Annotated in this window: 1 protein-coding gene; it reads right to left on the bottom strand. The window is 70.6% G+C overall.

The annotated features are described in order from the left end of the window. Positions 1-17: 17 nt before the first annotated feature. Positions 18-1,154, bottom strand: a complete 1,137-nt coding sequence (locus ACWGIU_RS38185; protein ID WP_453712732.1) for a GDSL-type esterase/lipase family protein — start codon at positions 1,152-1,154, stop codon at positions 18-20. Positions 1,155-1,189 lie beyond the last annotated feature (35 nt).

Below are 1,189 nucleotides of genomic sequence, written 5' to 3' on the forward strand. Positions count from 1 at the left end.
GCCCGCACACGGGCCTCCTAGGAGGCCGGGGTCAGGAACATGCCCGTCTGGTCCCTGCCCGCGGTGTTCTTGCAGCTGAAGCCGGAGCTCGCGGGCTGGGCCGCGACCAGGGCCAGGCAGCGCCCCGCGGCCAGCTGGCCGAAGTAGTTCGGGTGCATGGACTCCTGGATCAGCCCCTGCGTCTCGTTGTTGTCGATCCAGCGCGCCCACTCGCTCGTCGTCGCCGAGGCCGGCACCGTCGAGCTCACCTGCTTGCTCGCCTTCGCGCACACCTCCCGGCCCTGCATCATGTCCCGGAGGTCCAGGAACTGCACGCCCTTGGCCGCCGCGACGCCCTTGATCCGGTTCGCGATTTGCGGCACGAGCGAGTCCCGCGCCCAGTCGGAGTCCCGGTTCCAGAAGGGGCAGCCGCCGGTGTTGAGCCGGCTCCAGTCGCTCTGCGTGTACCGGTTCTCCGCGCCGCGCGGGATCGGCGACGGGTAGGACTGCAGCACGATCCGGTACGAGGAGTCGGCGTACCCGGCCGCGCGCATCACGGCCCGGATCTCGTCCACGGACTTGCCGACCTTGCCCATGACCGCGTCGATCTTCTGGTCGACCCCCTGCTGCTGGTCGTCGTAGCAGTACGAGTTCCACAGGACGAAGTCGAGCGCGCAGTCCGAGATGATGTCGGCGAAGCCGAGGTCGTTGCCGCCGATGGACAGGGCGATGACCTTGACGTCGTGGCTCGCGGCCACCGCGGCGAGCTGATCGGCCTGGGGAGCCTCGCCCTTGTAGGCGACGCCGCCGTTGGAGGAGCGGAACACGTTGTCCGAAACCGCCCCGGAACACGCGAGGTTCAGGGCGACGTCCGCGATCGCCCCGGCGCTGCGCACCTCGGCGGAGTCGGAGCGGTGGCATCCGCCGGCGGTGGTCCCGTAGACCTTGGTGGGGTCGTAGGTACTGCCGCTGACCCAGCCCCGGTCGGTTCCGTTCCGGCTGCCGCTGTTGGTCAGGCTGTTGCCCTTCCAGCGCCCGGCCTCACCGGAGATGTAGCTGTCGCCCATGGACACCAGGGCGGTGGGCCCGGTCCCCGGGCTGGCGGCGGAGGTTCCGGCTCCGCCGGCCAGCAGTGCGCTGACGGCGAGCGGCACGACCATGCCGGCTCCGGCCAGCCGTCGTACCCGACTGCGGTCCCGGTCCTTGCTGA

Source organism: Streptomyces sp. NPDC054840, from assembly GCF_053611065.1.